16 protein-coding genes are annotated in these 18,094 nt (G+C 69.9%); 11 read left to right on the forward strand and 5 right to left on the reverse strand.

Going from position 1 to position 18,094, the window contains the following annotated elements; all coding sequences use genetic code 11:
• Nucleotides 1-49: 49 nt before the first annotated feature.
• The 3 genes from RWX45_RS02895 to galE all read left to right on the forward strand — a co-directional run bounded on the left by RWX45_RS02895 (nt 50) and on the right by galE (nt 3,062).
• Nucleotides 50-1,303, forward strand: coding sequence for a 5-(carboxyamino)imidazole ribonucleotide synthase (locus RWX45_RS02895; protein WP_316022282.1), 1,254 nt, complete (start codon nt 50-52; stop codon nt 1,301-1,303).
• 160 nt (nt 1,304-1,463) lie between these two features.
• A complete protein-coding gene (purE, locus tag RWX45_RS02900; protein WP_316022297.1) occupies nt 1,464-1,955 on the forward strand; it encodes a 5-(carboxyamino)imidazole ribonucleotide mutase in 492 nt (163 codons plus the stop codon).
• A 105-nt stretch (nt 1,956-2,060) separates the two neighbouring features.
• Nucleotides 2,061-3,062: a UDP-glucose 4-epimerase GalE gene (galE, locus tag RWX45_RS02905; RefSeq protein WP_316022283.1), complete on the forward strand. Its 1,002-nt coding sequence runs from the start codon at nt 2,061-2,063 to the stop codon at nt 3,060-3,062.
• A 104-nt stretch (nt 3,063-3,166) separates the two neighbouring features.
• Here the strand turns inward: galE and RWX45_RS02910 are convergent, their stop codons facing one another.
• Together RWX45_RS02910 and RWX45_RS02915 are read right to left on the reverse strand one after the other, a co-directional pair.
• On the reverse strand, nt 3,167-4,567 hold the full coding sequence (locus tag RWX45_RS02910; RefSeq protein ID WP_316022284.1) for an LCP family protein: 1,401 nt from the start codon (nt 4,565-4,567) through the stop codon (nt 3,167-3,169).
• Nucleotides 4,568-4,635: 68 nt separating this feature from the next.
• Entirely contained in the window at nt 4,636-5,907 is a 1,272-nt protein-coding gene (locus tag RWX45_RS02915) for an LCP family protein (protein WP_316022285.1), read from the reverse strand.
• A gap of 144 nt (nt 5,908-6,051) precedes the next feature.
• On the opposite strand from RWX45_RS02915, the gene RWX45_RS02920 reads away from it, so the two are divergent.
• Nucleotides 6,052-6,951 (forward strand): glycosyltransferase family 2 protein, encoded by a 900-nt coding sequence (locus RWX45_RS02920; RefSeq protein ID WP_316022286.1) that lies wholly within the window; start codon nt 6,052-6,054, stop codon nt 6,949-6,951.
• A gap of 46 nt (nt 6,952-6,997) precedes the next feature.
• On the opposite strand, the gene RWX45_RS02925 is transcribed toward RWX45_RS02920, so the two are convergent.
• Together RWX45_RS02925 and RWX45_RS02930 are read right to left on the reverse strand one after the other, a co-directional pair.
• Nucleotides 6,998-7,351: a DUF2304 domain-containing protein gene (locus RWX45_RS02925; protein ID WP_316022287.1), complete on the reverse strand. Its 354-nt coding sequence runs from the start codon at nt 7,349-7,351 to the stop codon at nt 6,998-7,000.
• Between the two features lie 21 nt (nt 7,352-7,372).
• Nucleotides 7,373-8,080 (reverse strand): glycosyltransferase family 2 protein, encoded by a 708-nt coding sequence (locus tag RWX45_RS02930; RefSeq protein WP_316022288.1) that lies wholly within the window; start codon nt 8,078-8,080, stop codon nt 7,373-7,375.
• Nucleotides 8,081-8,211: 131 nt separating this feature from the next.
• Between RWX45_RS02930 and RWX45_RS02935 the strand changes: the two genes are divergently transcribed.
• The 4 genes from RWX45_RS02935 to RWX45_RS02950 are packed head-to-tail and all read left to right on the forward strand — an operon-like array spanning nt 8,212 to nt 12,269.
• Nucleotides 8,212-8,871: an acyltransferase gene (locus RWX45_RS02935; protein ID WP_316022289.1), complete on the forward strand. Its 660-nt coding sequence runs from the start codon at nt 8,212-8,214 to the stop codon at nt 8,869-8,871.
• The gene (locus RWX45_RS02940; RefSeq protein WP_316022290.1) at nt 8,871-10,004 is read left to right on the forward strand and encodes a DegT/DnrJ/EryC1/StrS family aminotransferase; all 1,134 of its coding nucleotides are present in this window, start codon (nt 8,871-8,873) and stop codon (nt 10,002-10,004) included. Before RWX45_RS02935 ends, RWX45_RS02940 begins: the two co-directional genes overlap by 1 nt.
• Complete coding sequence (locus RWX45_RS02945) at nt 9,997-11,031, forward strand: Gfo/Idh/MocA family protein (protein WP_410050666.1); 1,035 nt, start codon at nt 9,997-9,999, stop codon at nt 11,029-11,031. The genes RWX45_RS02940 and RWX45_RS02945 overlap by 8 nt, the downstream gene beginning before the upstream one ends.
• Complete coding sequence (locus RWX45_RS02950; RefSeq protein WP_316022292.1) at nt 11,028-12,269, forward strand: glycosyltransferase; 1,242 nt, start codon at nt 11,028-11,030, stop codon at nt 12,267-12,269. The genes RWX45_RS02945 and RWX45_RS02950 overlap by 4 nt, the downstream gene beginning before the upstream one ends.
• A 27-nt stretch (nt 12,270-12,296) precedes the next feature.
• Here the strand turns inward: RWX45_RS02950 and wecB are convergent, their stop codons facing one another.
• Entirely contained in the window at nt 12,297-13,403 is a 1,107-nt protein-coding gene (wecB, locus tag RWX45_RS02955) for a non-hydrolyzing UDP-N-acetylglucosamine 2-epimerase (RefSeq protein WP_316022293.1), read from the reverse strand.
• A 115-nt stretch (nt 13,404-13,518) separates the two neighbouring features.
• On the opposite strand from wecB, the gene RWX45_RS02960 reads away from it, so the two are divergent.
• From RWX45_RS02960 to RWX45_RS02970, 3 genes are all read left to right on the forward strand, one after another.
• Entirely contained in the window at nt 13,519-15,387 is a 1,869-nt protein-coding gene (locus RWX45_RS02960; protein WP_316022294.1) for an ABC transporter ATP-binding protein, read from the forward strand.
• Nucleotides 15,384-16,904: a glycosyltransferase gene (locus RWX45_RS02965; RefSeq protein WP_316022295.1), complete on the forward strand. Its 1,521-nt coding sequence runs from the start codon at nt 15,384-15,386 to the stop codon at nt 16,902-16,904. The genes RWX45_RS02960 and RWX45_RS02965 overlap by 4 nt, the downstream gene beginning before the upstream one ends.
• On the forward strand, nt 16,901-18,094 hold a 1,194-nt coding region (locus RWX45_RS02970), incomplete at its 3' end, for a hypothetical protein (protein ID WP_316022296.1). The genes RWX45_RS02965 and RWX45_RS02970, both read left to right, overlap by 4 nt.

Consider the following 18,094-nt stretch of genomic DNA (forward strand, 5'->3'; position numbering starts at 1 on the left):
GACACGGCGCCAGCGTACGGGGCGGCGGGCGTGCGGCTAATCTGGCGCCGTGAACTCACCCATTGTTGCCGTCATCGGCGGCGGCCAGCTGGCCCGCATGCTGCAGGAAGAAGCCTCGGCCCTCGGTATCCACCTGCGCACCCTCGTTGAGGCCGCGGATGGTTCGGCCGCCCAGGTGACCGTTGATGCCCCGGTGGGGCGCCCCGACGACGACGCCGCCGTGCGTGCCCTCGTGCACGGGGCCGACGCGGTCACCTTCGAGCATGAGCATCAGGACTCGGCGCTGCTGTCCCGACTTCAGGGCGAGGGGGTGCAGGTGCGGCCCGCCCCGGGGGCGCTGCTGCTGGCCCGCGACAAGCTCGCCATGCGCCGCGCCGTCGACGCCGCCGGGCTGCCTCAGCCCGCCTGGGCCGAGATCGCCGGCACCGCGTCGCAGATGCGCCAGCAGGTGCTCGACTTCGCCGCCGCCCACGGCTGGCCGGTCGTGCTCAAAACCCCGCGCGGAGGCTATGACGGGCACGGCGTGCTCATGCTGGATGCGCCCGCCGAGCTCGACGACGGCGAGGCCGCCGACTGGATTTCCACGACCGCCGCCGCCCGCGCCGGCCACGCCGTCTCGGGGACGGGCGGTGGCGGCAGCCTGGGCGGAGGCGCCGTGACCAGCCTGCTGGTGGAGGAGGCGATCGCCTTCACCCGGGAACTGGCCGTGCTGCTGGCCCGGCGCCCGTCCGGCCAGATCGCCCTCTGGCCGGTCACGCAGTCCGTCCAGGCCGACGGCATCTGCGTGGAGACCATCTCGCCCGCCCCCGACCTCGCCCCGGAGGCCGTCAAGGAGGCGCAGCGCATCGGACAAGCCATCGCCGTCCAGGCGGATGTCACCGGCGTGCTCGCCGTGGAGATGTTCGCCGTCGAAGGCGCCGACGGCACCTCCCTGTACGTCAACGAGCTGGCGATGCGCCCGCACAACTCGGGACACTGGACCCAGGACGGCGCCATCACCAGCCAGTTCGCCCAGCACCTGCGCGCAGTTCTCGACCTGCCCTTGGGGGCGACGACGCCGACCGCGCCGACCACGGTTATGGTCAACGTTCTGGGCGGGGCCCGGCAGGCACCGGCGGACGCTCTCGCCCGTGCCATGGAAGCCGAACCGGAGGCGCGCATCCACCTGTATGGCAAGCAATGGCGTCCCGGCCGCAAGCTGGGACACGTCACCATGACCACGACGGCCACCGACCCGGAAGGAATCGCCGCCGTGCGCGAGCGCTTGCGCACCGTTGTCGCAGTCCTGCGCGGCGAGGCCTGAACGCCGTCGGAGTCTTGGGGCGGCGGAACGGGACGGCATAAGCTTGGCGTGTCCGCCGCTGAATCACGGTTGATGCTGGTGGCGGATCAATCGGCAGAGTCAACATAGGAGTAGACCGGTGAGCAACCAGCGCAACCAGCAACCCGTCGTCGGCATTGTCATGGGGTCGGACTCCGACTGGCCGACCATGCAGGCCGCCGCCGACGCCCTCGACGCGCTCGACGTCGCTTATGAGGCCGACGTCGTCTCCGCCCACCGCATGCCCACCGAGATGATCGCCTATGGGCGCGAGGCCGCCGGCCGCGGGCTGCGAGTCATTATTGCCGGGGCCGGTGGTGCCGCCCACCTGCCGGGCATGCTCGCCGCTGTCACCGAGCTGCCGGTTATCGGGGTGCCGGTGCCGCTCAAGTACCTGGACGGTATGGACTCGCTGCTGTCGATCGTGCAGATGCCGGCCGGGGTGCCGGTTGCCACCGTCTCCATCGGTGGTGCCCGCAACGCGGGGCTGCTGGCCGCTCGGATCCTGGGGGCGGGGGAGGGCGCCGAGGCCGAGCGGATCCGCGCTGCCATGCGCGCATTCCAGGCCGATCTGGCGGAGGTGGCCCATGCCAAGGGTGAGTCTCTGCGCCGTCAGACTGGGACGAACGTCTGAGGTGTTCCGGATGCCGAGACGCCCGCTTGCCGGAGTCTCGGCGAGCCGCACATCCGCGCCGTGGGTGCGCGCGGGGAGCCAGGGCGTGCGGATAGGATCGCCGCCATGAGCATTCTCGTTGCGGGAGGTGCCGGCTACATCGGCGCCCACGTTGTGCGTTTACTACTGGAACGCGGCGATCAGGTGATCGTCGTTGACGACCTGTCCTACGGAACTCCACAGCGCATCCAGGGAGCCGAGCTCGTTGAGCTCGACGTCGCCGCCGGCGAGGCCACCGACGTGCTGGCCGACCTCATGGACAGCCGGGGGGTCACCGCCGTCATCCACTTCGCCGCCCGCAAGCAGGTGGGGGAGTCCGTGGCCCGCCCCGCCTGGTACTACCAGCAGAACGTGGGCGGCCTGGCCAACATGCTGTTGGCCATGGAGCGTGCGCGGGTGGAACAGATGATCTTCTCCTCCTCCGCCGCCGTGTACGGCATGCCGCCGGTGGAGGTTGTCCCCGAGGACATTGACTGCCGCCCCATCAACCCTTACGGGGAGACCAAGCTCATCGGCGAGTGGATGATGGCGGACTGCGAACGCGCCTGGGGGCTGCGCTGGGCGGGCCTGCGCTACTTCAACGTGGCCGGCGCCGGCTGGGACGACCTGGGCGACATGGCCACCCTCAACCTCATCCCCATGGTGATGGACCGTCTGGCACGCGGCGAGTCGCCGAAGATCTTCGGCACCGACTACCCGACGCCGGACGGCACCTGCATCCGCGACTACATTCACGTGCGCGATCTGGCCTCCGCGCATATCGCCGCCCTGGACCACCTGGCCGGACAGCAGGAGCTGGAGCAGCACGTGTTCAACGTGGGCACCGGCAAGGGCTCCTCGGTGCGTGAGGTGGTCTCCAAGGTGATCGCCCAGGTTGCGGCCGCCACCGGCCGTGAAATCGAGCCGGAAGAACTTGACCGCCGCGCCGGTGACCCGCCGCAGCTCATCGGGAACGCAACCCGGATCCGTGAGGTACTCGGCTGGGTCGCGGAGCACGACCTGGATGACATTGTCTCCTCGTCCTTCAGCGCTTGGCAGGCAGACCCCGACCGTCCACACTTCGGCTGAGCCGGAATCCGGCTCGGGGTGGTTCCCGAGCCCGTTCACTGGCCGCGTCGCTTTTATCTCGCCCCGCACCGCCCCAACCCGGGGTGGTGCGGGGCGAGAAGCGTTCAGGACTGGTTGAAATCGGCGGTCGTCAGCGTGCCCTCACGCAGCTTGGTGAAGAAGTCCGGGGCGGTGGTGTCCTCCAGCAGGACCGCAGCCCCGATCCCGCCGGGTTCGTAATCCAGGGAGGCGATGGGCGGCGCCCCGGTCAGGCCGGATTTCGAGGCGGACCGGAAGGCGAGCAGCATCCGGGCCAGGTCGGTGGTTGAGGCATCTTCGTCGACGGTGAGGGCCTGGGTGCCGGCATCGACCAGGGTGTCCTGCTGGGAGAAGCTCGTCAGCGTGGAGGGCGAGATGGCCTTGGAGACGACGGCGGAGATGACCGCCCGCTGCCGCAGGGCGCGTCCGATGTCGCCGGTCGGGTCCGACTTGCGCATCCGGGAGTAGGCCAGGGCCTTGTCCCCGTCGACGTCTTGGCATTCGCCCTGGGAGGTGTCCCACACGAGGCCGGAGTCGGCATCGTCGACGTCGTAGTCGAGGCAGACGTTGACCCCGCCGACGGCGTCCACCAGGGAGGACACGCCCCCCATCCCGACTTCGACGTAGTGGTCGATCGTGATCCCGGTCAACTGCTCCACGGTGGTGACCAGCAGGGTTGGGCCGCCGTAGGAGTAAGCGGCATTGATCTTGTTACCGCCGTAGTCGGGAATGTCCACATAGGTGTCGCGGGGCAGGGAGGTCAGTGAGGCCTGCCCGCCGGGTGCCTTGTGCAGCAGCATGATCGAGTCGGAGCGGGCTCCTTCGGTGTTGTCACCGACGGCGCCGTCGGCGCGAGAGTCGGAGCCGACGATGAGCCAGGTCTCCCCGGGGGTGTCCTCGGCGCCGGACAGGGCCTGGACACGTTGCAGCTTGGAGTTAATGTCATGCGCCAGCCAAGCGACCCGGGCGCCGACCAGCGCCAGCAGGATGACCAGCACCGCAGCCACCCACCGCAGCGGGTGACGACGGCGGCGCCTGCGTGGTGGAGTCGGTTGCGGCTCGGGCGTCGAACCAGGACTGGCCGCCTGGAGGAGCTGTGACGAGCGAACCGCTTGCGGGCGGGGAACACCGCGGCTGCGTGCAGAGGGAGCGGAACCGCGCGAGCCCATGACGCGAGTCGGCTCGGGGCCGCGTGCGGGACGGGATGGGGCGGATCCCAGGGGCACCGCCGAGGATCCGGTACGGGAGCGGCTCCTGGTGCCGGCGTCGCCGGGCGACGACGACGTGGCGGCGCGCCGTGGCGTGAGTGGGCGGCGCGGGACGGACCCGCTTTGCGCGCCGGCGGCATCAGCGTCGGCGCGGTCGGCGCCGGTGCCGACATGGTTCGGCTGCTGAGCGGGTGGCCGGTGGGCGTGGGTGCGGCGTCTGGGCCTGCCGGTGCCAGGGGTGAAGGACGGGGGAAGGTCGCCGTCGTCGGTGGAACTCACCGGTGCTTGACCTCCTGTTCCAGGGTGGTGTCGGTAGCTGTCTGGTGATCGGTGGGCGTCTTACTCACTTAGTAGCACTGTGCCGCGGGATCCTCCGTGGTCGCGTTCGCCGTGGGGGTGTGCTCGTCGGAGGCAGTATCGGACTGGTCAGTCCCGGCATCAGGCTCCGTCGACTCGTCCTCCTGTGCCTGGTCGGTGGAGTCGGCGCCCGACGAGTCGGTGGCCTCTTGGGAGGCCGTATCGGTCAAGGCCTCCGAAACAGGGGTGTCTGCCTTAATTGCCGCCCAGACGTCACTGGCCTCGTCGGTTGGGATGACGCGGTCACGATCCCAGGGGGCCTCCTCATTGGGCATAGTGATGAAGGTGATCTGGTCCATGCCGATGTCACCAACCGATTGCGCGAGTCCGGCCAGCGTCGTGAGCGAACCGATCCCCGGAGACGTCGTCAGCGTCCCCAGGGCGGAGCGCGCGAAGGAGTACAGGGCATCGGCGTCGGTGAAGTAGTTCTTCGATTTGGCGGTTCGGATCATGGCGCTGACGAGATTCTGCTGGCGCGGGATGCGCCCCAGGTCCGAGCCATCGCCGACGCCGTGGCGCACGCGCGCGTACTGCAGGGCGGTGGCGCCATCCAGGTGCTGGCAGCCGCTGTTCAAGGTGAGACCGGTGTACTCCGGATCATCAATGTCCTCGTCCACGTACAGGGTGACGCCGCCCAGCGCATCAACCATGGTCGTCAGGCCGTTGAAGTCGACGACGACGTACTCGTCAATGTACAAGTCCGTCAGTTCCTCCACCGTCTTAATGGTGCAGGCCACGCCGGCGGCAATGGCGGCGTCGTCATTGCCGGAGCCGGCGCCGTTGGCGAAGGCCGCATTGAACTGGGTATCGGACATGGGACCGACAGTGCCGCCGTCGGCGGTGGTGCACTCGGGGATCTCCACCAGTGTGTCGCGCGGAATAGACACCACTTCCATGCGGGAACGATCCGCTGACAGGTGCAGGATCATCGTGGTGTCCGAGCGCGCTACCGCGACTTCCTCGGTGCCCTCGGCGCCGTCAACATTGTTATCTCCTGCACGAGAATCCGTTCCCAGGATGAGGATGTTGACCGCCTGTCCCTCATAATCGTCCGCCACCTTGTCCGGCCGGTCGTCACCAATGAGATCGTCGATGTCGATCGTGTTCACCTGGGACTGGAGGTCGTGGTAGGCGAATCCGATGCCGGACACGATGAACAGGACAACGCTGAAACCGGCGAGCAAAAGTTTGCGAGCGGTGCGTCGAGATAGATCCTTGGCGGAGTGCCGCGGACGAGGTGTGGCGTGGGTGGACACGGCCATGATCATAAAGAACCCGTCTGTGAGGGGTTGCGGTCTTCATCCTTCACACGAAGGCTTGTCGAGCGACTGATCGTCCCACCATAGGACATGCGTGCGGGCATATGCGTGCAGACGGTGGTGCCCGTCGCGTGTAGTCTCCCACGCGTGACTGACGCAGCGCCTACCCCGCCCAGCACCTCCGCCGGTACCCCGCCGGGAACCGTCCGCGTCGTCACGGTGGCCTACAACCCGGGTGAGGAACTGGCTCGTTTTCTTGAATCCCTGACCGCCGCCACTACCCGGACCCCGGTTGTTGTCATTGCCGACAACGGCACCGAGCACGAGCGCGTGCGCCAGCTGGCGGAGCGCTACGGGGCGCGCGTGGTCAGCGACGGCACCAATCGCGGCTACGGGGCCGGCGCGAATCTCGCCGCCCGTGACCTGGATGAGGACTGGCTCGTCGTCGCCAACCCCGACATCGTCTGGCAGCCGGGCAGCCTGGATGTACTCATTGAGGCGGGACGTGCCGAGCCCCGGGCCGGCTGCCTCGGACCGCGGCTGCTCAACGCCGACGGCAGCGTGTACCCCTCCGGGCGCGCCCTGCCGTCCCTCATCTCCGGCACCGGGCATGCCGTCCTTGGGCGCATCTGGCCGAACAATCCCTTCTCCGCCGCCTATCACGGCACCAATGCGGGCGATGCGGATGCCACCCGCGCCGTCGGCTGGCTGTCGGGCGCCTGCCTGCTGCTGCCCGCCGCTGCTTGGAGGCGTCTGGGCGGCTTCGATGAGGGGTACTTCATGTTTTTCGAAGACGTTGACCTCGGGGCGCGTGTGGGACGGGCTGGCTGGCTCAATGTGCAGGTGCCCGAGGCGGTTGTGTTCCATGAGCAGGGCGCGAGTTGGAAGAGCCGACCGGAGCACATGATTCGTGCCCACCATGCCTCGGCGCGCCGTTACATCAGTGCCAGCCACCCGGCTCTGTGGCAGGCCCCCGTGCGGTGGGCGGTGTCCGCCGGTCTCAAGGTTCGCGAGGAGATCGCCGTGCGCGCCTCCCGCCGTGACTAGCGGTACCGACGCTTGCCGCCGCCACCCAGGCGCCGCGCTCTGGTGCTCAGGGCAGCGACGGCGGGGGCGGGGCGTCGTTGAGGGCTATGCGCCGGGCCAAGCGGGTGATCTGGCGCTCGCGGGCTGCGTTACGGCGGAAGGACGACAGCACTTGCGACAGGAAGGCCACCACGAGCGCGTACAGCAGCAGGTCGGTTCCACGGCCCACTCCCACCAGGTGCGCCAGCTGGGTGAGCAGCGACGGCGCCACGATCGCGGCCACGGCGAAGAGGACGAAGGCCAGGGTGAGGAGCCGGCGGCCGGCCTGATGGCGGGCGCCGCCCGGCGAGCGCAGCATCATCCATCCCATGGCGGCAACCGCGACGATGAGAATGACTTGGATGATGATCTGAGAGCTCATGATGGCAGTATGAACGTTCTTTCAGGAGAACAGTAGATCGACGAGGATGTTGACCGAGTTCCACAGGGACTGGCCCTTGCCCTTGGAGTAGTCGGTGTAGGCGATGTGCACCGGGAACTCACGCCACGGCAGCCCGGTGGCGCCGAGCTGACGGATGATTTCGGAGGCATGGGCCATGCGGTTCTGTCTCAGGTCCAGCCACGCCGCCGCATCGCGGCGGATGACGCGCAGCCCGTTGTGCGCGTCGGTCAGGTGCATGCCGGTAGTGCGGGAGGCGGCCGCGGCGGCGGTTCTCAGTATGAGACGCTTGAGCCAGCCGACGGGGGAGGGGCCCTCCAAGAAACGCGAGCCCAAGACGAAGGCTAGGTTCTCCCGGCGTGCCGCCTCCACCATGGCGGCGGCGTCGCGCACTGAATGCTGCCCGTCGGCGTCGAAGGTAACCAGGTAGCGAGCATCGGTGCGCTCCAGCACGTAGGTGATACCGGTCTGCAGCGCCGCTCCCTGGCCCAGATTCAGCGGGTGCCGGACGACGACGGCGCCGCCCGCCTCGGCCTGCTGCGCCGAGTCATCCGTGGAACCGTCGTCGACGGCAACCACGAGCGGAAAGACACGGCGTGCCTCCTCAACGACGCTGCGCACGACCTGCGCCTCGTTGTACAGCGGAACGACGAGCCAGGTATCCGTGACCGGTGCGGGCGGCCGCGACTGGGAGCCGTCGGTGGATGTCACCGCGGCATTCTCGCACACGCGTCAGGCATAAGTAAGATGGCAGCGCAGCACTCGACTGATACCGTCGGTGCTTGGTAGCGGATGGCCACAGGTCAATCGCGCGTCCATCGCAGGTTACTCAAGGAGCCGCCATGAATCCGGCCAGTCCCGCCCGGATCGCCCCGTCCGCTGACGTATCCGCCGATGCGACCATCGGCGAGGGTTCATCCATCTGGCACCTGGCCCAGGTGCGCGAGCATGCGGTGCTCGGCGAGGGCTGCATCGTTGGCCGCGGCGCCTACATTGGTGAGGGCGTGACCCTCGGACGCCACTGCAAGGTGCAGAACTATGCGCTCATCTACGAGCCCGCCCGGCTCGGGGACGGCGTGTTTGTCGGGCCGGCGGTCACCTTAACCAACGATCACTTCCCCCGCGCCATTAATCCTGACGGCTCTTTGAAGTCCGCCTCCGACTGGGAGCCGGTCGGCGTCACCATTGAGGAGGGCGCCTCGATCGGGGCACGCGCCGTATGCGTCGCCCCGGTGACCATCGGTGCCTGGGCCACCGTGGCGGCCGGCGCCGTCGTCACCAAAGACGTCCCCGCGCACGCGCTGGTCGCCGGTGTCCCCGCACGCCGCATTGGCTGGGTCGGCCGCGCCGGCCAACCTCTCACCCCGGTTGATCCGCAGCCCGCGACCCCTGAGCAGCCACGCCGATGGCGCTGCCCCGCCACCGGCGCCCTGTACGAAGAGACCGTCTCAGCCACATCCGACAACAATTCCGAGCACACGATCCGGGAGGTCACCCACTGATGTCACGCGAGTTCATTCCCGCAGCCAAGCCGATCATCGGAGACGAGGAGAGAGCCGCCGTCGACGCCGTCATGGCTTCCGGCATGGTGGTCCAGGGGCCGCAGGTGGCGGCCTTTGAGGAAGAGTTCTCCAGCCAGGTTGTTGCCGGCGTGCACTGCGTTGCCGTCAACTCCGGTACCTCCGCTCAGCACCTGGCCACCCTCGCCAGCAAGCTCGAATCCAAGGCCGGCGGCACCCCTGAGGTCATTGTCCCCTCCTTCACCTTCGCCGCCACCGGAAACTCCGTGGCCATCACCGGCGCCCGCCCCGTCTTCGCCGACATCGACCCGGTCACCTTCACCCTGGACCCGGAGTCGGTGGAGGCCGCCATCACCGACAATACGGTCGCCATTGAGGTCGTCCACCTCTACGGCCTGCCCGCGAACATGGGCGCGATCATGGAGATCGCCGATCGTCACGGCCTGGCGGTCTTCGAGGACTGCGCTCAGGCGCACGGCGCCGCCATCAACGGCAAGCCCGTGGGCACCTTCGGCGCCTGGGGCTCTTTCTCCTTCTACCCCACCAAGAACATGACCACCCTGGAGGGCGGCATGGTCTCCACCGCCGACGCCGAGCTCGCCCGCCGGGTGCGGCTGCTGCGCAACCAGGGCATGGAGAAGCAATACGCCAACGAGCTCGTCGGCCTCAACAACCGCATGACGGATGTGGCCGCCGCCGTCGGCCGCGTGCAGCTCAAGAAACTGGACGAGTGGACCGAGCGCCGCCGCGCCAACGCCACCGCGCTCGATGCGGGACTCGCCGCCGTCCCCGGGGTGCTCACGCCTGCCGTCCCCGACGGCTACCGGCACGTGTACCACCAGTACACCATCCGCCTGGAGGGTGCGAGCGGTGCCGAACGCGACGCCGCCCAGAGCGCGCTGCGGGAGGAATGGCAGGTCGGCACCGGGGTCTACTACCCCATCCCCAACCACCGCCTGGAATCCCTGGCCCCCTACGCCGAGGGTGTGGAGCTGCCGAATACCGAACTGGTCGCCCGTGAGTGCTTGTCCCTGCCCGTTCACCCCTCCCTCTCGCAGGCGGACCTGGACCGCATCGTGCAGGCCGTGGCCGCCGTTGTGAAGGCAGGTGCCTGAGGTGACCGAGCAGACGCACAAGGCCGCCGAGCAGGCCGTCGAGTCTCCGCTGCGCGTGGGTCTCATTGGCCTGGGGTCCATGGGACGTCACCACGCCCGCGTCATCCGCGCTACCGAGGGCATGGAGCTGGTGGCCGTGGCCGACCCGGGAGGGGACCGTTTCGGCGCCGCCGGGCAGCTGCCGGTGCTGCCGGATGTGCACGCCCTGATCAACGCCGGTCTGGATGCCGCCATGGTGGCTGTTCCCACGGTCTACCACGAGGAGGTCGCCCTCGCATTGGCCGAGGCGGGCGTGCCCACCATGGTGGAAAAGCCCATCGCCCACTCGGTGGAGGCCGGCGAGCGGGTGCGCGACGCCTTCGCCTCCCGCGGCCTGGTCGGCGCCGTCGGCTACGTGGAACGCTGCAACCCGGCGCTGCGCGCGCTGCGGGAGCGCCTCGACGCCGGTGAACTCGGACAGGTCTACCAGGTCCTCACCCGCCGCCAGGGGCCGTTCCCGGCGCGCATCAGCGACGTCGGCGTGGTCAAGGACCTCGCCACCCACGACGTCGACCTGACTGCCTGGGTCGCGGGCTCCCCGTACGTGTCCATCAGCGCCCAGGTCGCCCACCGCTCCGGCCGGGAGAACGAGGACATGGTGGTCGCCTCCGGGCGGCTCGCCAACGGCGTCATCGTCTCCCACGTGGTCAACTGGCTCACCCCCTTCAAAGAGCGGGTCACCATCGTGACCGGGGAGAAGGGCGCCTTCGTCGCCGACACACTCACCGGCGACCTCACCTTCTACGCCAACGGCACCGTGGCCTCCACCTGGGACCAGATCGCCAACTTCCGCGGCGTGACCGAGGGCGACGTCATCCGCTACGCCATAGCCAAGCGCGAGCCGCTGGCTCTGGAGCAGGAGCACTTCCGCGACGCCGTGCGCGGCGTGGCAAGTGACCATGTCACCATGGCCGAGGGCGTCAACACGCTGCGCGTGGTCGAGGCGGTGCTGGACTCGGCGGCCCAGGGACGCACGGTCGAGCTGTGAAGCCCCGCACCGCAGCCCTTGCCACCGCGGCCGTGGGAGCCGGAGCCCTCGCACTCGCGGCGGTGCGCCGCCGAGCCCACACCGGGCGGCCCCGCGTGGTGCTGGCCACCCGCCTGTACGCCCCGGAGGCCGCCGCCGCGGCCCTGCGACTACGCGGGCTGGCCCGCGCCCTGGCCGACGCCGGCGCGGACGTCACCGTGCTCACCTCGACGCCGCCGGGTATGAGCGCCCCGGCCGACCCCGGGGTCACCGTCCACTCCGCGCCGGCGCTGCGGGATAAGAGCGGCTACATCCGCGGATACGCCCAGTACCTCAGCTTCGACATCCCGCTGGCGGCGCGATTGCTGGCCGGCCCGGCGCCCGATCTCATGGTGGCCGAGCCGCCGCCCACGACCGGGGCAGTGGTGCGGGTGGCCGCCGCCCTGCGCGGCGCCCCGTACGCCTACTACGCGGCCGACGTGTGGTCCGACGCCGCCGCCTCTACCGGCGCCCCCGGCTGGGTAGTGACCGCGCTGCGAGCGGTGGAGAGCCTCGTGCTCCGCGGTGCGGGGCGGGTGCTGGCCGTCAACGACGGCGTGGCGGAGCGGGTGCGTGAGCTCGGTGCCCGCGAGGTGACCGTGGTGCCCAACGGTATCGACACCGAGGTCTTCACTCCCGACGGGGCGCGTGCCGCGGCGGCTCCCACGGTCCCCTACTTCCTGTACGCCGGCACCGCCTCGGAGTGGCAGGGGGCTGGGATATTCATCCATGCGCTGCGGCGCCTGCACGAGGTGGTGCCCGAGGCGCGGCTGGTGTTCCTGGGGCAGGGCAGCGACTGGCAGGCGCTGAGGGACCTGGCGGGCGGGGACGCGCGCGTGGAGTTCCACGACCTGGTGCCTGCCGCCGAGGCCGCCGCCTGGCAGCGCGGCGCGGTCGCCTCCGTGGTCTCGATCCGCCCGGGGCTCGGCTACGACTTCGCCTACCCCACCAAGATCTTCGCCGCCCTGGCCTGCGGCACGCCCGTGGTCTACGCCGGGCCCGGACCGGCGCGAACGGACCTGCCCGCAAACGACTTGGGCTGGGCCGGTGACTACGACGTCGAGCAGGTCGCCGCCTCCATGCTGGCGGCCCTGCGGGCGGCTCAGGCGGACGACGGCGAGCGGGCGCGGGCAGCGCGCCGCCGTCGGGACTGGGTCATGCGCAACCGCTCCATGCAGGCGGCCCTGGGCGACGCCGCCGCCATGCTGCTGGCGGACTGATGCGTCTGCGCTCCGCAGGGGTATTGATCAGAACCTGACGGTGCCGATGCGGGCGCGCAGCTCGGCGACGACCCGCGCGGCGGCGTGGCCGTCCCCGTAGGGGCTGGCGACGGCGGGATCCGGTTCGGCCGGACGAGGTCGCGAGGCCGCCGCCACCAGGGCCGGGCCCGGCTCCACCAGCACGTTCCAGCCCAGCTCCACCGTCTCCACCCATTCGGTTTGCGGCCGCACCGTCGTACACGGCACGCGCAGCAGGAAGGCCTCCTTCTGCAAGCCGCCGGAGTCCGTGACCACGCCGCGGGCGTGCAGGGCCGAAGCGATCAAGTCCGGGTAGGCCAGAGGCGGGTGCACCAGCAGGTGCGAGCCCGGGGCGGTGCTCACGGCGTCCAGGTCGATGCCGTGCTCGGCGCATTTGGCCACCAAGCGCGGATGCGCCAGCAGCACCACCGGATGATCCACTCGGGCCAAGGAGGCCAGGACGGAACGCAGCCGGTCGGCATCGTCGGTGTTCTCCGCCCGGTGGATCGTGGCTAGTGAGTACCCGCCCTCCGGTAGGCTCAGCTCGCGCATAACGGGCGACGGCAAGGCGGCAACTGCGTCTCGCACCTGCGCCAGCACATCGGTCATGACGTCACCGACCACGACTGTCCGTTCAGCCAATCCCTCAGTGGCCAGGTGCCCGGCCGCGACATCCGTGGGGGCCAGCAGCAGATCGGCGGCGTGATCGGTGAGCACCCGGTTGATCTCCTCGGGCATGGCCCGGTTGAAGGAGCGCAGGCCCGCCTCCAGGTGTGCGCTGGGCACGTGGAGCTTGACGGCCGCCAGGGCTCCGGCGAGCGTGGAGTTGGTGTCCCCGTAGACCAGCACCCAGTCCGGGCGCTGCTCGGTGAGCACGCCGTCCATGGCTGCCAGCATCGCCCCGGTCTGCACGCCGTGCGATCCCGAGCCCACCCCCAGATGCACATCCGGTTCCGAGATCCCCAGATCGCGGAAGAACACGTCCGAGAGCATGGGGTCGTAGTGCTGGCCCGTGTGCACAATGACATGCTCGATCCCGGCGGCGCGGAAAGCGGCATCAATGGGCGCAAGCTTGACGAACTGGGGGCGGGCGCCGACCACGGAGAGCACCTTCATGATCCAGACTCTACCGGCCGGCGCCCCCGCCGGGCCGACCGGCCGGCGCAGGGGCCCGGTGAAGCGTCCGTGGGAAGCCCAGCGGTCCGAGCAGGCCTCTGGATATACTCGCCGGGTGAGTCTGCTGCTGCGCACCGTGAGGAGCCTGCTGAGCGTCCTGCCCCACGACGCCTCACGATTCATCCTCACCTTCGCCGGCCTCTTCTCGGCGCTGTCCCTGCTGGATGTGGCCGCGCTGGGTCTGCTCGCCCTCCTGCTCACTCCACTCATGACGGGCGCCTCCCTCACCGTGCCGGTGATCGGGGTGACCGTGGGTGGCACCGGCACCGTATGGCTGCTGGTGGTGGTGTGTGTACTCATCATCAGCAAGGACCTGCTGGCCATCGCCATCCAGCGTGCATCCACCCGCCGCTTCGCCAGCTTCGAGCAGGACCTGGGCGCCCAGCTGCTCGACTCCTTTTTCTACGCCCCCTGGTCCGAGCGGCTGCGCCGCCACTCCACCGACCTGGTCCGCTCCACGGATGTGGGCGTGGCCTCCACCGTCTCCGGCGTGCTCATCCCCTTCACCCAGCTAGCCGGTGAAATCTGCACCTTTGTGGCCGTCATGGTGGTGCTCTTCGTGGCGCGCCCGCTGATGGCCGCGGTCAGCGTTGCCTACTTCGGCATCGTCGCCCTGGTCATGTACATGTGGGTGCTGCGCCGAGCGGTGGCTGCGGGCAAAGACAACCGCACCTACTCGGTGCGTGCCGTTCGCCTAGTCTCCGAAATGGTGCACTCCCTCAAGGAGATCACCCTGCGCGACAAGGCCGCCGAGCTGGAGCGCGTGGTCCTCGCCGAGCGGCGCAAGGCCTCCCAGGCCCGCGCCGACCAGTCCTTCCTCGGCGCCGTACCGCGCTACATGCTCGAGATCGCCCTCATCGGCGGGCTCGCCATCGCTGCCGGCATCGGCTACTCCCAGGGCGGCCCGGGGGAGGCGCTGTCCTCTCTGGCGCTGTTCGGGGTGTGCGGGTTCCGCATCGTCCCCTCGATCACTCGTTTCCAGACGATTATGGGGCAGACCGGCGCCAATATCCCCTACGCCGAGCGGGTGCTGGCGGAGATCGAGGCCGGCCGCATCAACCGTGCCCAGCACGCCGAAATGGTGGCGGGCGCAGACCTGCCCGACGACGCCCGCGCCCTCGTACTCGACAACGTCACCTACACCTACTCCGGCTCCGACACCCCCGCCGTTGAGAACGTCTCCCTCACCCTGCCCTTCGGCTCCTCGCTCGCCCTCGTCGGCGCCTCGGGATCGGGCAAATCCACCCTGGTGGACATGATCCTGGGGCTGCTCACGCCCTCGACCGGGCAGCTGCGCGTGGACGATGTGCCGTTGACGGACGTGCTGCGCTCCTGGCGCTCACGGGTCGGCTACGTGCCCCAGGAGGTGTCCCTGTTCGACTCGACCGTCGCCCACAATGTCGCCCTGTCCTGGGACACCGACTCCATCGACGTCGAGCGCGTGCGCCGCGCCCTGCGTCGTGCCCAGCTGCTCGACGTCATCGAGGAGCGTGAGGGCGGCATCTGGGCCTCGGTCGGTGAGGGTGGCATGAAGCTGTCCGGCGGGCAGCGTCAGCGCCTGGGCATCGCCCGCGCCCTGTACTCCGAGCCGCTCGTCCTCATCATGGATGAGGCCACGTCCGCCCTCGACACCGCCACCGAAGCTGCCGTCACTGAAGCGGTTGCCGAACTCTCCGGTGAGGTGACCGTCATTGTGGTGGCGCACCGCCTGGCAACGATTCGCCACAGTGACCAGGTGTGCTTCATGCGCGAGGCCCACCTGGTCGCCTCCGGCACCTTCGATGAGGTGGTTGCCGCCGCCCCGGACTTCGCCCAGCAGGCGGCCCTGGCCGGGCTACTCGACGACGACGATGAGTCGGCCGCCCGGGGTGCCGTGGGTGCCGCCTCCCGCATGCAACCGGACAGGCAGGAGAAGACCGCATGAGCCAGACGACGTCCGCCGACACCGCCGCTACGCGGATGGCTCCCGCCGACGCCGCCCCGGGCCGGTCGGCGCTGCGGCTACCGACCTTCAATGGGCGTGGCCCGCGCGTCGCCATGCTCGTCTACAACGACGCGCACAACGACGCCCGCGTCCTCAAGGAGGCCGCGGCCCTGCGCGAGGCCGGTGCCACGGTGCGCATCTTCGCCGTCGCCCGCGCTCGCTCCGGTTACCCCGAGGGCACCGTCCCGGTGGGCGACGGCGTTGACATTGTGCGTGCCCGTGAGTTCGCCCTCGCCAATATGTCCCCCCGCTTGGCGGCGCTGCGCGACCGCGTCACCGGCAAGACCGGGGCGCCAGCCGGCGCCGCGGCACTGGAGACCCCCGCCGACAATGCCGGCATCGACGCTGACGCCCAGGGCGCGCCTGCGCTCGCGGCTGAGGCGGCTGAAGCCGATACGGCCCCCGTACGCGCACCCGGTATGACCGTGTCCGCCGCAGCGCACGCCGCGGCTGGACGCGCCGGTGCGCTCGCGGCCGACGCGGCCATGCGCGCCTACAAGACCGTCTCCCTGAGCGACTACTGGCTGCGGACGGCCCGCGCCGCCCTGGCTTGGATGCCGGACGTCGTGCACGCCAATGACGGCAACACCCTGGCCCCTGCCCTGTGGATCGTGGACCGCTGCCGCGCCCGACTCATCTACGACTCCCACGAGCTGTGGCTCCACCGCAACGTCCGCGCCGATCGCCTCGTGGCCCCCCACGTCGAGGCGGCCGTGGAGAGGCGCGGCATTCGCCGCGCCGACGCCGTCATCACCGTTTCACCCTCCATCGTTGACTGGCTGACCGAGCACTACCGATTGGAGCAGCCGCCGACGCTGGTGCGCAATATCCCCGCCGCGGGCCCCCTGCCGGATCCCACGCGCGGGCGCCTGCGGGAGCTTGCCGGGTTGTCCCCCTCCGACCGGGTCATCGCCTACGGCGGCCGCATCACCACCTCCCGCGGCATTGAGGAAACCATCGCCGCACTGCCGCACCTGCCCGAGAACGTCCACCTGGTCATGCTCGGTTACGGTGAACCGGACTACCTCGCCGTCGTCGCCCGCGAAGCCGCCCGCCACGGCGTGAGCGCCCGCGTGCACCGGGTGGGGCCGGTCGCACCCCATGAGGTTGCCGACGCCCTGTCCGACGCCGACGTCGCCGTGGTCCACGTCCGTCCCACCTGCCTGTCCTACCGCTTCGCCCTGCCCAACAAGCTGTTCGAATCCATTCGCGGCGGCCTGCCCGTGGCCGCAGCCGACCTGCCCGACATTCGCGCCGTCGTCGAGCACTACGGGGTGGGGGAGGTCTTCTCCGGGGAGGACCCGGAGGATCTGGCCGCCACCATCTCCCGCATCCTGGCCGACGCCGACCGCTACCGGGCAGCCGCCCTGGCCGCCTGCCCGGAGCTGACCTGGGAGCATGAAGTCGCCGCGCTCATCGGCGCTTACCGCAGGGCGCTCATGGGGGAGCGCGCATGAGCATTCTGTCCGGCCGCACCGACACGGCGCCCCAGGCCGTCCGCCGCCCGCGCCTGCTCATCCTCTCCTTCTCCCCGATCATCTCCGATGCCCGCGTTCTCAAACAGGTGCGGCTGTTCACCCCGACGCACGACGTCACCACCTGCGGCTACGGTGAGGCACCCGCGGGTGTGGTCCGGCACGTGCGCATCCCCGATGAACTGGTCTCCTGGCGACTCAACCGCGCCGACCTCATCGCCCACCGTTTCGCGCGCGCCCAGGAACGACAAGAAGTGGTTGCCTGGGTGCGTGAGCAGCTGGAACCCGGCGACTTCGATGTGGTGCTGGCCGACGACGCCGAAACCGTGCCCCTGGCCCTATGGCTGCGTCCTCCGGGCGGCGTCCATGCCGACCTGCACGAATACGCACCCCGCCAAAAGGAGGGCGTGCCGCGGTGGCGCATCTTCGTCGCCCCCTACGTGCGCTGGCTGTGCCGCACCTACGTGACCCGGGCGGACTCGGTCACCACCGTCGCCCAGGGACTGGCCGACGCCTACGCGCGCGAGTACGGCATCCGCGCCGACGTGGTCACCAACGCCACCCCATACCGGGAGGCGGAGCCCACCGACGTGGGGCGCCCGCTACGCCTGGTGCACTCCGGTGCCGCCCTGCCCGACCGCCACCTGGAGATCATGGTTGACGCCGTGGGGCGCGCCCAGCGTGACGTCACCCTGGACCTGTACCTCACCCGCAACGACCCCTCCGTGATTGCGGCCCTGCAGACTCAGGCCGCCACCCTGCCCGCCAACCGGGCCGGCCGGGTGCGGGTCATGAACCCGGTGCCCTATGCCGACCTCATCGATACCCTCGCCCGCTACGACGTCGGCGTCTTCTCCATCCCGCCGGTCTCCTTCAACTACAAGCACACCCTGCCCAACAAGCTCTTCGACTTCATCCAGGCCCGCCTGGCCGTGGTCGTCTCACCCAGCCCCGAGATGGCCCGCGTGGTCGAGCAATACCACCTGGGCGCCGTCACCGCGGACTTCACCGCCGCCTCTCTAGCAGCCACCTTGGACGCGCTCACCGACGAGCAGGTGGCAGCGGGCAAGGCCGCCTCCCACGCCGCCGCGCACGCCCTGTCCGCCGAGCAGCAGATGAGCGGCTGGTGGGACGCCATCCTCGCCGCGGACCGACGTGCCGCCGCCTGCGAC

Source organism: Actinomyces sp. MRS3W (assembly GCF_032465695.1).
In the GTDB taxonomy this organism is placed as follows: domain Bacteria; phylum Actinomycetota; class Actinomycetes; order Actinomycetales; family Actinomycetaceae; genus Actinomyces.